This is a genomic window from Streptomyces sp. S063, assembly GCF_002832675.1.
GTDB lineage: Bacteria > Actinomycetota > Actinomycetes > Streptomycetales > Streptomycetaceae > Streptomyces > Streptomyces sindenensis.
On record NZ_CP021707.1, the window covers coordinates 4,280,767 to 4,296,576 of the forward strand.

The 15,810-nt window shown below is 73.6% G+C and carries 14 protein-coding genes; 8 read left to right on the forward strand and 6 right to left on the reverse strand.

Annotated elements, in window-relative coordinates:
* The first annotated feature begins 101 nt into the window (after window positions 1–101).
* Both CCZ36_RS19785 and CCZ36_RS19790 read left to right on the forward strand, forming a co-directional pair.
* Complete coding sequence (locus CCZ36_RS19785; protein ID WP_069735423.1) at window positions 102–473, forward strand: hypothetical protein; 372 nt, start codon at window positions 102–104, stop codon at window positions 471–473.
* Window positions 470–796 (forward strand): DUF4031 domain-containing protein, encoded by a 327-nt coding sequence (locus CCZ36_RS19790; RefSeq protein ID WP_069735422.1) that lies wholly within the window; start codon window positions 470–472, stop codon window positions 794–796. The genes CCZ36_RS19785 and CCZ36_RS19790 overlap by 4 nt, the downstream gene beginning before the upstream one ends.
* Here the strand turns inward: CCZ36_RS19790 and CCZ36_RS19795 are convergent.
* The 3 genes from CCZ36_RS19795 to CCZ36_RS19805 form a co-directional block, all read right to left on the reverse strand.
* Window positions 765–2,024, reverse strand: coding sequence for a Cmx/CmrA family chloramphenicol efflux MFS transporter (locus tag CCZ36_RS19795; RefSeq protein ID WP_164873626.1), 1,260 nt, complete (start codon window positions 2,022–2,024; stop codon window positions 765–767). The two genes, CCZ36_RS19790 and CCZ36_RS19795, sit on opposite strands and share 32 nt — an antisense overlap.
* A gap of 118 nt (window positions 2,025–2,142) precedes the next feature.
* Window positions 2,143–3,387: an outer membrane protein assembly factor BamB family protein gene (locus CCZ36_RS19800; protein ID WP_128818256.1), complete on the reverse strand. Its 1,245-nt coding sequence runs from the start codon at window positions 3,385–3,387 to the stop codon at window positions 2,143–2,145.
* Window positions 3,388–3,561: 174 nt separating this feature from the next.
* Window positions 3,562–4,257 carry an HD domain-containing protein gene (locus tag CCZ36_RS19805; protein ID WP_069735419.1) on the reverse strand — a complete coding sequence of 232 codons (696 nt, stop codon included), beginning with the start codon at window positions 4,255–4,257 and terminating at the stop codon, window positions 3,562–3,564.
* 135 nt (window positions 4,258–4,392) lie between these two features.
* On the opposite strand from CCZ36_RS19805, the gene CCZ36_RS19810 reads away from it, so the two are divergent.
* Genes CCZ36_RS19810 through CCZ36_RS19820 form a run of 3 tightly spaced genes read left to right on the forward strand, consistent with a single transcriptional unit; the run spans window position 4,393 to window position 6,835 of the window.
* Entirely contained in the window at window positions 4,393–5,142 is a 750-nt protein-coding gene (locus CCZ36_RS19810) for a LamB/YcsF family protein (protein WP_069735606.1), read from the forward strand.
* Window positions 5,139–5,891: a 5-oxoprolinase subunit B family protein gene (locus CCZ36_RS19815; protein WP_206515753.1), complete on the forward strand. Its 753-nt coding sequence runs from the start codon at window positions 5,139–5,141 to the stop codon at window positions 5,889–5,891. The genes CCZ36_RS19810 and CCZ36_RS19815 overlap by 4 nt, the downstream gene beginning before the upstream one ends.
* On the forward strand, window positions 5,888–6,835 hold the full coding sequence (locus CCZ36_RS19820; protein ID WP_237302707.1) for a biotin-dependent carboxyltransferase family protein: 948 nt from the start codon (window positions 5,888–5,890) through the stop codon (window positions 6,833–6,835). The genes CCZ36_RS19815 and CCZ36_RS19820 overlap by 4 nt, the downstream gene beginning before the upstream one ends.
* Before the next feature lie 41 nt (window positions 6,836–6,876).
* Here CCZ36_RS19820 and CCZ36_RS19825 read toward each other — a convergent pair whose 3' ends face one another.
* Window positions 6,877–9,183, reverse strand: coding sequence for a heavy metal translocating P-type ATPase (locus tag CCZ36_RS19825; protein ID WP_206515754.1), 2,307 nt, complete (start codon window positions 9,181–9,183; stop codon window positions 6,877–6,879).
* Window positions 9,184–9,458: 275 nt separating this feature from the next.
* Here CCZ36_RS19825 and CCZ36_RS19830 point away from each other — a divergent pair, with 275 nt between their 5' ends.
* Complete coding sequence (locus tag CCZ36_RS19830) at window positions 9,459–10,148, forward strand: copper homeostasis protein CutC (RefSeq protein ID WP_069735417.1); 690 nt, start codon at window positions 9,459–9,461, stop codon at window positions 10,146–10,148.
* A gap of 44 nt (window positions 10,149–10,192) precedes the next feature.
* Here CCZ36_RS19830 and CCZ36_RS19835 read toward each other — a convergent pair whose 3' ends face one another.
* Window positions 10,193–12,298 (reverse strand): HelD family protein, encoded by a 2,106-nt coding sequence (locus tag CCZ36_RS19835; protein ID WP_128818257.1) that lies wholly within the window; start codon window positions 12,296–12,298, stop codon window positions 10,193–10,195.
* Window positions 12,299–12,701: 403 nt separating this feature from the next.
* Between CCZ36_RS19835 and CCZ36_RS19840 the strand changes: the two genes are divergently transcribed.
* The gene (locus tag CCZ36_RS19840) at window positions 12,702–12,890 is read left to right on the forward strand and encodes a hypothetical protein (RefSeq protein WP_069740922.1); all 189 of its coding nucleotides are present in this window, start codon (window positions 12,702–12,704) and stop codon (window positions 12,888–12,890) included.
* A 26-nt stretch (window positions 12,891–12,916) separates the two neighbouring features.
* Here the strand turns inward: CCZ36_RS19840 and CCZ36_RS19845 are convergent, their stop codons facing one another.
* The gene (locus tag CCZ36_RS19845; protein WP_069735414.1) at window positions 12,917–14,560 is read right to left on the reverse strand and encodes a DNA repair helicase XPB; all 1,644 of its coding nucleotides are present in this window, start codon (window positions 14,558–14,560) and stop codon (window positions 12,917–12,919) included.
* A 362-nt stretch (window positions 14,561–14,922) separates the two neighbouring features.
* Here CCZ36_RS19845 and CCZ36_RS19850 point away from each other — a divergent pair, with 362 nt between their 5' ends.
* On the forward strand, window positions 14,923–15,774 hold the full coding sequence (locus CCZ36_RS19850; RefSeq protein ID WP_069735413.1) for a hypothetical protein: 852 nt from the start codon (window positions 14,923–14,925) through the stop codon (window positions 15,772–15,774).
* Window positions 15,775–15,810: the final 36 nt, after the last annotated feature.

Genomic DNA, 15,810 nt, shown 5'->3' on the forward strand with positions numbered 1-15,810 from the left:
TGAAAGATATTTTCAACCTCGGGGTCCGTCAACCCCCTTTGGTCCCTACCTCTGGCGGGATCTCCGGACGGGCCCTGTGCGCGCGGGCGCACAATGGGTGCATGGAGTTGAACGCCCTGGAGCAGTCCCTGCACACCGCCCGCGCTCTCGTCATGGCCGACCTGGCGGCGGCCGACGTCGCCGAGGCGGACATCGTCTCGCTGGTCGAGGACGCGGTGACGCACCGGCGCTGGTGGGTGGAGCAGTGGCCCGAGGGCGCGGAGTTCGTCGCCGGTCTGATCGCCCAGGACGTCCAGGACGCCCTGCTGGAGCGGTACGGACGCTGGCCGCTGTGCCCCGCGTGCTCGCCGGAGGACGAACCGCACGCCCTGGACGTCGAGCCGGAGCTCGGGCCCGACCCGCACTGGGTCTGCACCAAGGCGGCGCTGGCGGTGGCCCCGGTGGGGGCGCTGGGCGAGGTGCTGCGGCGGTGACGCTCTACATCGACCCGCCCACCTGGCCCGGCCACGGCCGCCTCTGGTCCCACCTGGTGAGCGATGTCTCGTTCGAGGAGCTGCACGCCTTCGCCGCCGCGATCGGCTGCCCGCCGCGCGCCTTCGAGCGCGACCACTACGACGTACCGGAGGCGCACTACGCGGACGCGGTACGGGCCGGGGCGCGCGAGATCGGCTCGAAGGAGCTGGTCCGGCGGCTCACGGCGGCGGGCCTCCGGCGGCCGAAGGGGCGGCCGGCGCCGACGGGGAGCCTGCCACCGGCGGGGGGCGCTACACCGACGGGGCGTCCGACGCCCGGATAGCGCTGCCCGCAGCCCCGCTTCGCGCGCCGCCCGGCGCCGTGCTCTTCGCGATCAGCCGGGACCGCGACCCGCCGCCCCCGCCGTCGCCGCGCTGGAGGCGCAGCGCCACGCCCACCGCCGCCAGGGCCAGGGCCGTCATCGCCGCGCCCGCCCAGGCCGTGGAGGCGAAGCCGAAGTCCAGGTCGATCACCGTGCCGCCGAGCCAGGGGCCGCTCGTGTTGCCCAGGTTGAACGCGGCCGTCGTGGTGGCCCCCGCCAGCGTCGGGGCGGCCCCGGCCACGTTGAACATCCGGGCGTTCAGCGCCGGGGCCGTGAAGAAGGCGGACAGGCCCAGCAGGAAGGACAGCGCGACCACCGCCACCTGGCTGGAGGCGAACAGGGCCAGCGCCACCAGGAACACCGTCGACGCCGTGATCCCGCTCAGCAGCACCCCGAAGAGGTGCGCGTCCGCGACCCGGCCGCCGATCACCGTGCCGATCAGCGCGCCCACCCCGAACAGGCCGAGGATCCACGGCACCCAGCCCGACCCGAGGCCCGCCACATCCGTCAGCAGCGGCGCGAGATAGCTGAACGCGCAGAACACCCCGCCCGCCGCGAGCGCGGTGATCACGATGGCCAGCCAGACCTGCCGGTCCCGGTAGATCGTCAGCTCCCGCTTCAGCTCCGGCTTCTTCTCGGGCAGCGGGATGTGCGGGATGCGCGTGACCACGCCGACCAGGGCCACCGCCGAGGCCGCGCCCACCGCCCAGAACGCCGATCGCCAGCCGAGGTGCTCACCGAGGAAGGCCCCCAGCGGCACACCCAGCACATTGGCGACGGACAGGCCGCCGATCATCACGGCCATCGCCCGCGCCCGCTGGTTCACCGGGACCATCGCGATGGCCACGGCCGCCCCGACCGCCCAGAAACCCGCGCAGGCCAGCGCGCTCACGACGCGGGAGGCGAAGAGGACCTCGTACGTCGGCGCGAGCGCACCGGCGATCTGGCCCAGGCCGAACACCGAGATCAGCGCGATGAGGGTGGTGCGGCGCGGCAGCCGCAGTGTGGCGACGGCCAGCAGCGGGGCGCCGACCACCATGCCGATCGCGAACGCGGATATGAGGAGCCCGGCCTGGGGGATCGACACGTTCATGTCGTCGGCGATCGGCGGGAGCAGGCCCGACAGCATGAACTCGCTGGTGCCGAGGGCGAAGACCGAGAGGCCCAGGATGTATACGGCCAGGGGCATGGGTGCGCGGCGCGAGGGAGAGTCGGGCATGACTCGTCCCAACGCCGGAGAACGCCTCCGCATTCCCGGCGCCGGGAGGGGGCCCGCCTGTTCACACCCCTGTCACGTACGTCATCCGTCACACGGGCAGGGCGTGGAGCTTCTTGCCGTGCAGGGCGTAGACGCGCTTTCCGTCGGTGGCCACCAGCCAGGCGTGGTGGTCGCCGGTCCTGTCGTTGAACGTCCAGCGCAGGGCGCCCGTCGTCGCGTCGAAGGCGTGGATGCCGCCCTGCGGGTCGAGGTCGGTGGCCGCGTAGAGGGTGCCGCCCGCCTTGACGAACTGCCGGGGCACCTGCGCGCTCGCGTCCTTGAGGGCCGTGGACTGCCAGACCTTCTTCCCGGTCCCCGGCTGGAGGGCCCACAGCGTGCGACCGCTGTCCGCGATGTACAGCACGCCCTCCACGAGGCTCGGCTCCCGGAACAGGGCGAACTCCGCGGCCTCCACGGACCACTTCTCGGCCCCGTCGGCCAGTGCGAAGGCCTGGAGCCGCTGCCCCTGCGGGACGATCACCAGGTCCTGGTGGACGACGAACGGCCCGTAGCTCGTCTTCGTCGTCTTCTGCGTCCACACCTGCCGGCCGGTGGCCGTGTCGCGGACCGTGAGGTTGTTCTTGAAGTCGGTGTAGACGAGGTAGCGGCCCCGCACGGCGGCGTGGACGCCGTTCTGCTCGGTGCCGAGGTCCCGCTGTTCCTTCCAGGCGACCTTGCCCGTGGTGCTGTTCAGCGCGGCGATCACATTGGTGTGGGAGGAGTGGTCGGCCTCCAGGATCTCGGCGATGACGTACACCTGCTCCCCGTCCACCGCGATCGGCCGGGGCTGCCGGTACTCCTTCCCGAGACGGCTGCGCCAGGTCTCCTTGCCGGACCCCGGTACGTAACCGATGACGCTGCCGTCGTACGTGCCGCTGGCCAGGTAGAGCGTGCCGTTGCCGAGCAGCAGCGGCGCACCGGGCACCGCGCCGCCGAGCAGCGACCACCGCTCCTTGCCGGTCGCGCCGTCGAGCGCGGCCAGCGGATCGCCGCTCGCGATCACCACGCCGTCCACGGTCACCAGCTCGTCGTTGTCCCCGTAGGTCCGAGCCGAGGTCGACTTCGTCCACAGGGGGGCCGGGGCCCCGCCGTTCTTGCCCCCCTGGTCGCCCTTGCCGTCCTGGGGGGACTCGCTGCGCGGCGGCGGCGTGCTGCCATCGCCGCCGGTCGCGAGCTCGTCCTCGCAGCCGGTCAGGCCGGCTCCGAGCACCGCCATCGTGAGACCGCCCCCGGCCAGTCGCAGTATTCGCCGCCGGGAAGTTCTGCCGACCTTCATGCCGAGTCCCTTGGACATTTCGCCTTACCCCCGTGGAGTTGTGTGAGCGGAAGAATGAACGGGTTGCCTTTGCAGCGTGTGTGCATCTGCGATGCGAGACGTTAGCGGCCGATCGGCTTCACCGGTCGGGCGAGGGCGTGACCGGGACGACACCGTGAACGAACCGGAACATTCGCGGGGCGGGGCGCGTGGTCAGGCCGTGCCGGACGAGGCCAGCAGCTCCAGCTCCGTCGCCAGGTTGTGCCGGGCCCGCGCCTCCCACTCCGCCGCGCCGAACGGGGTACGGAACAGCCGGGGCAGGTCGAGGAGTTGCCGCAGCACCGCCGCCCGGCCCGCCCGGAACGCCTCGTCCGGCACGAAGCCGTACTCCTCCCGGACCTGCGCCGCGTACGCCCCGTACTCCTGCGGTCCGCCCGCCAGGACCGCCAGGTCGGCGTCGCACAGCACCTCGCCGTTGCGGTCGCCCTCGGCCGGGTCGTGCGTGACGGTGAGCCGGACCAGCCGGGCGACCTCCGCCACCGTCGCGTCCGGCACCCCCGCCTCGGCCAGCGCGCGCTCGGCGAGGGCGGCGCTCCGCTCCTCGTTCTCGCTCCGGTCGGGCCGGTACACCGCGTCGTGGAACCAGGCGGCGAGCCGTACCGCGTGCACGTCGTCGGCATGGCCGGCCAGCGTGTCGACCCGGTCCAGGACCGTGCTCAGGTGGGCGGTCGTGTGGTAGCGGCGCTGCGGTTCGGCCCAGCGGGAGAGGAGGTTCTCGGCGTACGGCAGCGGATCGGGTCCTTCCGCCCCGGCGCGCGCGGCCACCAGCGTGTCGTGCCAGCGGTCCCGGAGGCCGGCTTCGGCGTCACCGTGGGGGCCCTGGGGCGGGTGGGGGCTGTGGTCCGTCATGGGGGCGACTCTAGGACGTACGTGGCCGGTTCGGGGCGTACGGGTCGGGGGAGGGGCACGAGGAGGCGAGGGGGTCCGCCCACCGGACCGGCCCTTGTCGCCCGGCCGGGACCGCCCTAGCGTGCGCCCGTGATGATGGATCTCAACGCCGACCTCGGCGAGGGCTTCGGCACCTGGACCCTGACCGACGACGACGCGCTCCTCGCCTGTGTCACGAGCGCCAACGTGGCCTGCGGCTTCCACGCGGGCGACGCCTCCGTGATGCGGCGGGTCTGCGACGCGGCGGCGGCCGGCGGCGTCCGGATCGGGGCGCAGGTCTCCTACCGGGACCTGGCCGGGTTCGGCCGGCGGTCGATGGACGTGCCGTCCGCCGAGCTGACCGCCGAGATCGCCTACCAGATAGGCGCGTTGCGGGTCTTCGCCCAGGCCGCCGGGTCCACCGTCAGTTACGTCAAACCGCACGGCGCGCTCTACAACCGGGCCGTCTGGGACGACGACCAGGCCGCCGCCGTCGTCGCGGGCGTCCGGCTCGCGGGCGGCGGCCTGGCCGTGCTCGGACTGCCCGGGTCCCGGCTGCTCGCCCACGCGGCCGAGGCCGGACTGCCCGCCGTGGAGGAGGCCTTCGCCGACCGCGCGTACACCCCGCAGGGCACCCTCGTGCCGCGCGGCGAGCCGGGCGCGGTGGTGCACGACGCGGACGACGTCGTCCGCCGAAGCGTCGGGATGGCCGTCGAGCGGGCGGTGACCGGGGCGGACGGCAGCCGGATACCGGTCTCGGCGCGATCGCTCTGCGTCCACGGGGACACCCCGGGCGCGGCGGCGCTCGCCCGCCGGGTGCGGACCGCCCTGGAGGAAGCGGGCGTCGCGGTACGGGCGTTCACGTGAGCCGGGCGGGCGGTACGGACAACTCGGGCAGCCCCGGCGCCCCCGGCACGCTGCGGGTCCTGCCCGCGGGGCCGCACGCGCTGCTCGTCGAGCTGGCCGACGGCGAGCACGCCGAGGCCTTCCACGCCGAAGTGCTCCGGCGTCGCGAGCGCGGCGGCCTCCCCGCCGTGCGCGACATCGTCCCGGCCGCCCGCACCGTCCTCCTCGACGGGATCGCGGAGCACACGCCCGGGTCCGGGGCCCGGGACCGGCTGGCCCGGGAGCTCGTCTCGTGGCGGGTGGAGCCGCTGCGCCGCGAGGACCGCGAGGCCGTGGAGATCCCCGTGATCTACGACGGCCCCGACCTCGACGAGGTCGCCGGGCTCTGGGGCGTCGGGGCCGACGAGGTGGCCGCCCTGCACTCCCGCACCGCGTTCCGGGTGGCGTTCTGCGGGTTCGCCCCCGGGTTCGGCTATCTCACCGGGCTGCCCGAGCGGTTGCACGTGCCCCGGCGCACGACCCCGCGCACCCGCGTCCCGGCCGGGGCGGTGGCCCTCGCCGGGCCCTACACGGGGGTGTACCCGCGCCCCTCGCCCGGCGGCTGGCAACTCGTCGGGCGGACGCCGGACCCGGGGGCCCTGTGGGATCCGGACCGGGTACCGGCGGCGCTGCTGGCACCGGGGACGCCGGTCAGGTTCGTACCGGTGGAGGCGGGGAAGGCGGCCGCGCTGCCCGCTCCCCGCGCGGGCGACGTCGGAGCGGACACATGACGCCCGCCGCCGGTCGGACCCCTGCCGCCGCAGGCCCCGGAGCGCTCGCCCGCCACCAGGCCGTACGCCCCGCGGCGCCCACCCGCCACCGGCTCCACGTCGTACGCCCCGGAGCGCTGACCACCGTGCAGGACGCGGGCCGCCCCGGCTTGGCGCACCTCGGGGTGGGGCGGGCCGGAGCGCTGGACGCGCCCGCCGCCCGGCTGGCCAACCGCCTGGTGGGCAATCCGCCGGACGCGGCCGTCCTGGAGACCACCCTCACCGGGTGCGCGGTCCGCCCGGACCGGCCGGTCGTCGCCGTCGTCGGCGGGGCGGGCTGCCGGGTGACGGTCGACGGGCGGCCGGTGGCGTGGGGCGCGCCGGTCCGGGTGCCCGCGGGCGCGGTCCTGGACGCGGGTCCCGCCGGGACGGGGCTCCGGAGCTACCTGGCGTTCGCGGGCGGGCTGGTGCCGGACCCGGTGCTGGGCAGCCGTTCGACGGACCTGCTCTCGGGGCTCGGGCCCGCCCCGCTGAGCGAGGGCGACGAAGTCCCGCTGGGCGAGACGGTGCCGGGTGCCCCGCTTCCCGCCGCCGGTCCCGTGCCCTGGCCGGGCGCCCCCGCCGAACTGGTGCTCCCGGTCCATCCCGGGCCCCGCGACGACTGGTTCACGCAGGCGGCGCTCCGTACGCTCCTCACCGCCGCCTACCGGGTCTCGCCGCACAGCAACCGCATCGGCCTGCGCACGGAGGGCCCGGCGCTGGAGCGGTCCCGTACGGAGGAACTGCCCAGCGAGGGCATGGTGCTGGGCGCCATCCAGGTGCCGCCGGACGGCCGGCCCGTCGTCTTCCTCAACGACCATCCGACGACCGGGGGTTACCCGGTCATCGGTGCCGTCCCCGAACGGGCCCTCGCCGCGGCGGCGCAGGCCGTACCGGGGACCCGGCTGCGTTTCGTACGCGCCTGAGCGCGGCGGGACCGCGAGGCCCCGCCGCGCCGCTCGGTACCTCACGCCCCCTTGAACGTGCGCAGCCGCAGGGAGTTGCCGACCACGAAGACCGAGGAGAAGGCCATCGCGGCCCCGGCGATCATCGGGTTGAGCAGCCCGGCGGCGGCCAGCGGGAGGGCGGCGACGTTGTAGGCGAAGGCCCAGAACAGGTTGGTGCGGATGGTGGACAGTGTGCGGCGGGAGAGGCGGATCGCGTCGGCGGCGGCGTTGAGGTCGCCGCGGACGAGGGTCAGGTCCCCGGCCTCGATGGCGGCGTCGGTGCCGGTGCCCATCGCGAGGCCCAGGTCGGCCTGGGCGAGGGCGGCGGCGTCGTTGACCCCGTCCCCGACCATCGCGACGACGCGGCCCTCGGCCTGAAGGCGCTTGACCACGTCGACCTTGTCCTGCGGCATGACCTCCGCGTACACCTCGTCGATGCCGACCTCGGCCGCGACCGACTCCGCCACGGCCCGGTTGTCGCCGGTGAGGAGGATCGGGGTCAGGCCGAGGGCGCGGAGCCGGCGGACGGCCTCGGCGCTCGTGTCCTTGACCGCGTCGGCGACCTCCAGCACCGCCCGCGCCTCGCCGTCCCAGGCGACGGCGATCGCCGTGCGCCCGGCGGCCTCCGCGGCCTTCTTGGCCTCGGCGAGAGGAGCGGGAAGCCGGATCTCCCAGTCGGCCAGGAGCTGTTCGCGCCCGACGAGGACGGCGTGGCCCTCGACGATGCCCTGGACTCCGAGGCCGGGGACGTTGGTGAAGTTCTCGGGGGTGGGGAGGGGGCCGGTGGTGTCGGTCGCCGCGGTGGCGACGGCTTGGGCGATGGGGTGTTCGGAGGCGTTCTCCAGGGCGCCTGCGAGCCGCAGGACTTCGGTCTCGTCGGTTTCGTCGGTGGTGTGGGTGGTCTGGAGGGTCATGCGGCCGGTGGTGACGGTGCCGGTTTTGTCGAGGACGATGGTGTCGGTGCGGCGGGTGGTTTCGAGGACTTCGGGTCCCTTGATGAGGATGCCGAGTTGGGCGCCGCGTCCGGTGCCGACCATGAGGGCGGTGGGGGTGGCGAGGCCGAGGGCGCAGGGGCAGGCGATGATGAGGACGGCGACGGCTGCGGTGAAGGCGGCGGTGAGTCCGGCGCCGTTGCCGAGCCAGTAGCCGAGGGTGGCGAGGGCGAGGGTGATGACGACGGGGACGAAGACGGCGGAGATGCGGTCGGCGAGGCGTTGTGCGGAGGCTTTGCCGTTCTGGGCGTTCTCGACGAGTTCGGCCATGCGGGCGAGTTGGGTGTCGGCGCCGACGCGGGTGGCTTCGACGACGAGGCGGCCTGCGGCGTTGAGGGTGGCGCCGGTGACGGTGTCGCCGGTGGTGACCTCGACGGGCACGGACTCACCCGTCAGCATCGAGGCGTCGACGGCGGACGAGCCCTCGACCACCGTCCCGTCCGTCGCGATCTTCTCCCCGGGACGGACCAGGAAACGGTCGCCGACCTGCAACGCGGAGGTCGGGATCGTCGTCTCCCCACCGTCGCGCAGAACGGTGACCTCCTTCGCCCCCAGCTCCAGCAGAGCCTTCAGCGCCGCCCCGGCCTTCCGCTTCGAACGCGCCTCGAAGTACCGCCCGGCGAGGATGAACGCCGTCACCCCGGCCGCGGCCTCCAGATAGATGTTCCCGGCGCCGTCGCTGCGGGCGATGGTGAACTCGAACGGGTGCGTCATCCCGACCATGCCCGCCGTGCCGAAGAACAGCGCCCACACCGACCACAGGAACGCCGCCGACGTGCCGACGGAGATCAGCGTGTCCATCGTCGCCGCGCCGTGCTTCGCGTTCGTCCAGGCGGCCCGGTGGAACGGCCAGGCGGCGTAGGTGACGACCGGTGCGGCCAGCGTCAGGGAGAGCCACTGCCAGTAGTCGAACTGGAGCGCCGGGATCATCGCCATCGCGATCACCGGAACGGCGAGGAGGACGGCGGTGACCAGCCGCCGGCGCAGGGTGGTGAGCCCGTCGTCCTCGGCCGCGCCCCGTTCCGTGTCGCCGCTCCCCGGTGGCGGGGCGGCGGTTTCGGCGGCGGGCGGGGCGGGCGGCCGGGCGGTGTAGCCGGTGGCCTCGACCGTCGCGATCAGATCGTCGACGGACACGTCGGCGCCCGCGTAGGTGACCTTCGCCTTCTCGGTGGCGTAGTTCACGGTGGCTTCGACGCCGTCCATCCGGTTGAGCTTCTTCTCGATACGGGCCGCGCACGAGGCGCAGGTCATCCCGCCGATCGCGAGCTCGACCGCGGTGGTTCCGGCGTCGGAGCCGGCGGCGGTGGTTGCGGTGGTGGCGGAGTGCGCGGACACGGGGGTCCTCCCTGAAGCCGTCCCAGATACCCCTGGGGGGTATCTCTGTCTCTTCCCAATGTATACCCCCCTCCCCTATGAAGTGCAAGGTGTGGCGGGAGGGGTCCGTCACCCGCCTGCGGGGCCGGGTCGCGCTCGGCCGTACCCGTGCGTTCAGATAGAGGGCTGCGCCGTCCGGCGGCCACCCGTAGGCTGGCCATTGGACTAGACCTATAGCCGTGCCGGCCCGTAGCCGCGTATCGGCCTGTCGCTGTGTATCGGAGGAATGGGGACCCATGAGCAACCGTGCAGTCCTGGAGGTGATCGCTCTCGACGCGGAGGACGCGGTCGCCGCTCAGGCCGGTGGTGCAGACCGCCTGGAACTGGTCACCGACATGGCCGCCGACGGTCTCACCCCGTCCCGGGAGACCTTCGTGGCGATCAGGTCCGCCGTGGACATCCCGCTGCGCGTGATGCTCAGGACGGCGGACGGCTTCGCCGCCGGTGACATCGACGTCCTGGTCGGCCGGGCCCGTGAGCTGCGGGAGGCAGGGGCCGAGGAGTTCGTTTTCGGCTTCCTCGACGCGGAGGGCCACGCCGATCTCGTCGCCGTCGAGCGGCTCGTCGCCGAGCTGGAAGGCTGCCGGTGGACGTTCCACCGGGCGATCGACCGGGCCACGGACCGGGACGCCCTGCGCAAGCAGCTCGCGGACCTGCCGGGCCTCGACACGTTCCTCACGGCGGGCTCCCCGGCCGGGGTGGACGCCGGTGTCCCCACCCTCCTGGCCGAGGCGGCCCGGAGCGGCGAGCCGGGATACCAGGCGCGGATCCTGGTCGGCGGTGGCCTCCACCTGCACCACCTGCCCCAGCTGCTGGCGGCACGGATCGACGCGTTCCACATCGGCGGCGCGGCCCGCCCGGCGGGCTGGTCGGCCCCCGTCGACGCGGCGGCGGTACGGGAGTGGCGGAAGGCGCTGGACGGCTGAGGCTCGACGGGGTGCGGGACCGGACAGTCCCGCACCCGAGGGCCCTACGCCTGAACCAACGCCTCCGGCAACGGGGCCGCGTGCAGCACGGTCAGCCCCGACACCGCACGGGTCAGCGCCACGTACAGCCGCCGCAGCCCGGTCCGCTCGTCCGGCTCGCCGTCCACCACGGCCGCCGGCTCGTCCAGCACCACGTAGTCGTACTCCAGGCCCTTCGCCAGCGACGCGGGCACCAGCGTCAGCCGGGACTCGGCGGTGGTCTCCTCACCGGGGGACAGATACGCGTGCCCCGCCGCCTCCAGGGCCGCACCCAGCACCGGGATGCGGGCGTCGGCGGCGATCAGCCCGATCGACCCCTCGTTGCGCAGCGACTCCTCGCAGGCGGCGACGACGGCCGCGTCCAGCTCGTCCGCCGACGCCACCTCCCGTACGGCCAACGACCCCGGCGACTCCCGCACCGAGTCCACCGCGGCCAGCCCCGGCGAGATCGCGGGCAGCAGCCGGGAGGCGTACGCGATGACCTCGCGCGGCACGCGGAAACCGGCCGTCAGCTCCTCCACCACCGCGTCCGGCTTGCCCAGGTGGAACAGCGCCTCGCCCCAGCTCTCCGTGGACCACGGCGTCGTCCCCTGCGCGAGGTCGCCGAGGACGGTGGCCGAACCGGTCGAGCAGCGCCGCCCCACCGCCCGGTACTGCATGGGGGACAGGTCCTGCGCCTCGTCGAGCACGACATGGCCGAGCGAGTGCGTACGGGCGATCAGGTCACCGGCCTCGTCGATCAGCACGGCGTCGGCGGCCGACCACTTCGCGGACTTCACACTGCGGGCGGGCTTCGCCCACAGCAGCCGCTTCTGCTCCTCCTCGCTCAGCAGGCCTTCCGCGTGCGCGGCCAGGAACTCCGCGTCGGACAGCAGCCGCAGCACGACCTTCGCCGGGTCCACGGCGGGCCAGACCGCTTTGACGGCGGCCTTCACGGCGGGATTGCGGGCCACGGCGTTCTGCACCCGGTCGTCGGGGGCCTCCCCGGCCTCCTCCATCCGTACGAGCACGGCGTGGGCGATCCGCTGCGGCAGCGCCTCGTGCGCGGCTCCGTACCGCATGTCGCGGGAGAGCAGCTCGTCGACCATCTCCTGGATCTCGTACACCGGCACCCGCCAGCGCCGGGAGCCGCGCACCACGACGACCGGCTCGACGGGAGCGGTCACATGCGAGCGGATGGCCCGCCGGAGCACCTCGGCCATGCGGGCGTCGCCCTTGACGACGGCGGTGGCCGCCTCGTCCTCGCCCCGGACCTCGACGCCGGTGCGCACCAGGTCGTCGACGGTGGCCTGCTTCACCTCCAGCTCGCCGAGGGCGGGCAGCACCTGCTCGATGTAGTGGAGGAAGGAACGGTTCGGCCCGATGACGAGGGTGCCGGTGCGGGCGAGCCGCTCGCGGTGCGCGTACAGCAGGTACGCCACCCGGTGCAGGCCGACGGCGGTCTTCCCGGTGCCGGGCCCGCCCTGCACACAGACGGTGCCGCCGAGGCCGCCGCGGACGATCTCGTCCTGCTCGGGCTGGATGGTGGCGACGATGTCGCGCATCGGGCCGACACGGGGCCGCTCGATCTCCGCCTGGAGGAGCCGGCTGGTGTGCTCGGCCTCCGCCGGGTCGGTGAGGTGCTCGTCCTCGTACGCGGTCAGCTCGCCGCCGGTGTAACCGAAGCGGCGGCGCAGCCCCACGTCCTGGGGGTTCGTGCGGGACGCCTGGTAGTACGGCTGGGAGACCGGCGCGCGCCAGTCGATGACCATGGGGTCCCCGGCGGCGTCGTGAACGTGCCGGCGGCCGATGTAGAACCGCTCGCCGTCCGCGCCCTCGGCCAGATCGCCGCCGACGGTGTGCAGATAGTCGAGGCGGCCGAAGAACAGCGGGGTGTGCGAGAGATCGGCGAGCGCCTTGATGCGGTCGTCGATCTGGGACTGGAGCACCGCGGCGTTGACCCAGTTCGCGGTGACATCGCGGATGTCGAGGGCTTGGACGTCCTCGCGCATCCCGCGCAGTGCGGCGCGGGAGGCGGCGAGATGGGCACGTTCGTGCGCCAGGGGGTCGGTGGTGCCCGTGGTGCCGGTGGGATCGGGGGTGGAATCGCTCTCTGCTACGTGCGCGGGCACGGTGTTGCCTCCGGCTCTTCAACGCAGGACGGCGGACCGCGCGCCGACACCGGCTGAGGCCGGGCAGGGCGGTCCGCTCGGAAGGTTGGTTCGCGTGGGTGCCGGCCGGTTTCCGTCCGGCCGACGGCGCTCCCCCGGCTGCCGGCGGCGAAGGCCGGTACCACGGTGCGGGAGGCGGGCAGACCGGCGATTGTAGCCCCAGGGCGGCGTACGGTCGAAACGCATTACGGGGGCTCCGCCGACGCGGGGGACCGTACGCGGGCTCCACCCGGGGGAGTGGGTCCAAGGGATACCCGTAGGGGATGCCGGGCCCCGGCATGGCACCGCAGACCTACGCGCCGGCTCACCGGCTTCCGTCTGCGGGCCGACGCGCCCGAACGGGTGACAGGAGCACCATGGATACATGAGCACAGCCACCCTGAACCCACGCACGACCGGCCCCGCGCACGGCGCGACCGCGGCGACCGGTGACCACCGACCCCACCGCGTCGGCGACGCGCTGCGCGCCGTGAAGGTGTTCGTGACCACGGCGTTCGGCGTCGTCGTCCTGGGGGAGTACGCGGAGGAGGCGGGCATACGGCGGAACCGCTGAGGTCCCGCCGTGGAGCCCTTCGGTCCTCAGCTCTCCGCGAGCAGCTCGTCCGCGTCGACGATGCGGTACGCGTACCCCTGCTCGGCCAGGAAGCGCTGGCGGTGCGCCGCGAAGTCCTGGTCGATGGTGTCGCGGGCGACGACCGAGTAGAAGCGGGCCTCGTGCCCGTCGGCCTTCGGCCGCAGGACGCGGCCGAGCCGCTGGGCCTCCTCCTGGCGCGACCCGAAGGTGCCGGAGACCTGGATGGCGACGGTGGCTTCCGGCAGGTCGATGGAGAAGTTGGCGACCTTGGAGACGACGAGAACGCTGATCTCCCCGTTCCGGAACGCGTCGAAGAGCTTCTCGCGCTGGGCGTTGCTGGTCTCGCCCTTGATGACGGGCGCGTCCAGGTGTTCCCCCAGCTCGTCGAGTTGGTCGATGTACTGCCCGATGACGAGCGTCTGCTCGCCCTGATGCTTGCGCACCAGCGCCTCGGTCACCTTCCGCTTGGTGGCGGTGGTGGCGCAGAACCGGTATTTCTCCTCCGTCTCGGCGGTCGCGTAGGCGAGCCGCTCGGAGTCGGTGAGATTGACGCGGACCTCGACGCAGTCGGCGGGCGCGATGTAGCCCTGCGCCTCGATCTCCTTCCAGGGCGCGTCGAACCGCTTGGGCCCGATGAGCGAGAACACGTCGGACTCCCGCCCGTCCTCCCGCACGAGGGTCGCGGTCAGCCCGAGCCGCCGCCGGGCCTGGAGGTCGGCGGTGAACTTGAAGACGGGGGCGGGCAGCAGATGCACCTCGTCGTAGACGACGAGCCCCCAGTCGCGGGAGTCGAAGAGCTCCAGGTGCGGGTAGACGCCCTTCCGCCGGGTGGTCAGCACCTGGTAGGTGGCGATGGTGACCGGCCGGATCTCCTTCTTCGTACCGCTGTACTCGCCGATCTCGTCCTCGGTGAGCGAGGTCCGCTTCACCAGCTCGTGCTTCCACTGCCGGGCGGAGACGGTGTTGGTGACGAGGATGAGCGTGGTGGCCTTCGCCTCGGCCATGGCACCGGCGCCGACGAGCGTCTTGCCGGCCCCGCAGGGGAGCACCACCACCCCCGACCCACCGTGCCAGAACCCCTCGACGGCCTGCTTCTGGTACGGCCGCAGGGCCCAGCCGTCCTCGGCCAGCTCGATCGGATGGGCCTCGCCGTCGACGTAACCGGCGAGGTCCTCGGCGGGCCACCCGAGCTTGAGCAGCGTCTGCTTGACCTGCCCGCGCTCGGAGGGGTGCACGGCCACGGTGTCCGGGTCGATCCGGGCGCCGACCAGCGGCTGGACCTTCTTCGACCGGAGGATCTCCTCCAGCACGGGCCGGTCGGTGGTGGTGAGGACGAGCCCGTGCACGGGGTGCTTGGACAGGGTGAGCCGCCCGTACCGCGCCATCGTCTCGGCGATGTCGACCAGGAGCGCGTGCGGCACGGGATACCGGGAGTACTCGACGAGCGCGTCGACGACCTGCTCGGCGTCATGCCCGGCGGCGCGGGCGTTCCACAGCCCGAGCGGGGTGACCCGGTAGGTGTGGATGTGCTCGGGCGCACGCTCCAGCTCCGCGAACGGCGCGATGGCACGACGGCAGGCCTCGGCCAGGTCGTGGTCGACTTCGAGGAGCAGCGTCTTGTCGCTCTGGACGATGAGGGGTCCGGTCACGCGCTTCGGCCCTTTCTGCGGGGTACGGCCACGGCTGCGGCCAAACGTCCAGTGTGCCGCATCCGGGGGCGGGACGGGATGGGGCCGATACGCCGGGGCCCGGCTCCCCTCAGGATCCGCGGCGGGCGGCCGGGTCCGGGGCGATGACGAGACCCGGGCCCTGCGTGGCTCCGGTGATCAACGCCGTGTGCGGGTCCATGGCGTCCACCCCGCGTCCACCCCTGCCGGCGCCGCACCGGATCACCGGGGAGCGAGCCGGCCCTGCTGTTCGCACCACCGGGCAACTGGGCGGCCCCGGTGGATGGGTGGCTGATACAAAGAGATGGCGTGCCGGCAGAGTGCCGGTGCGGGGGAGGTCACGCGTGTCTCAGCCGTACGACGAGAAGCCGCCGACGCCGCAGGGGCAGCAGCCCTTCGGCGCACCGCCGCCGATGCCGCCGGTGCCCCCGGGACCCCCGCAGCCCGGCTACGGCGTACCGCAGCAGCCGGTCGACGGGAATCCGTACGCACAGCCGCAGGGGTACGGATACGGCGGCGGCCAGGAACAGCCCCACGGCCCGTACGGGGCGTCCGGCACCTTCGGAGCGGGCGGTTTCCCCCCGCCGCAGCCGGGGCCGCCCGCACCGCGGAAGAGGACAGGGCTCATCGCGGTCGCCGCCGTGCTGGCCGCGGTGGTCATCGGCGGCGGTGTCTGGTTCGCCGTGGGGCGGGGAAGCGACGGCGCGAGCGACGACGCCAAGTCGCCGACGTCCGTGGGGACTCCCGGCGCGACCGGGTCCGACGGAAGCACCGGCGAGGCCCCGGACCCGACGGACCCGACGACGGCCCCGTCCGATGAGCCGTCCGTCTCACCGCCCGCCCGCTCGGACAATCCGCTCGTGCCCCAGCCCACCGGCACCGGGCTCCAGGCGGTGTGGAAGATGCCGGACTCCACGATGCTCGGGCTGGGCGAGGCGTACACCGACGAGCCCGCGAGGATCAACGCGATCCTCAGCATTCGCGACGGGTTGCAGTGCAAGGGCCGCTGGCAGGAGGACGAGAGCGGCGACTTCCTGGAGATGGCTCTGCTGTGCGAGCAGGACGGGGTCCGGGTCGCGAGCAAGGACCGGGTCGGCAACCTGCGGCAGAACGGCGACACGTTGACCGTCACCTGGAAGAAGGGCGCCACGGGGACGGACACCTTCGAGCGGTTCTCGGACATGAACCCCGACTGACGTCGGTACGGGGCCGGGGCGCGGGGCGGCCGAGGC